Source organism: Aeromonas enteropelogenes, assembly GCF_000819845.1.
Lineage (GTDB): Bacteria > Pseudomonadota > Gammaproteobacteria > Enterobacterales > Aeromonadaceae > Aeromonas > Aeromonas enteropelogenes.
In genome coordinates this window covers 59,892-60,091 of record NZ_CDCG01000012.1, presented here as the reverse complement: position 1 = coordinate 60,091, position 200 = coordinate 59,892, and the positions used below count along the sequence as shown (strand labels likewise).

Below are 200 nucleotides of genomic sequence, written 5' to 3'. Positions count from 1 at the left end.
CGCCCCTGGCCGCTCTGGCTCATCTGCCTGCCGTTGCTGCTGCCCCAGGCCAGCCTGCTGTTTGGCATCCGGCTCGGGCTCGACTGGCTGGGTGGCGGGATTGGCTGGGGCTGGGTGCTCTGGAGCCAGCTGCTGTTCGTGTTTCCCTACGTCTATCTCTGTTTGCACGGCCCCTATCGCCAGTTCGATCCCCGTCTCAC

1 pseudogene is annotated in these 200 nt (G+C 66.0%); it reads left to right on the top strand.

What is annotated here, in order from left to right:
- Nucleotides 1-200: pseudogene (locus BN1123_RS04620) on the top strand (ABC transporter permease); the annotation flags it as partial.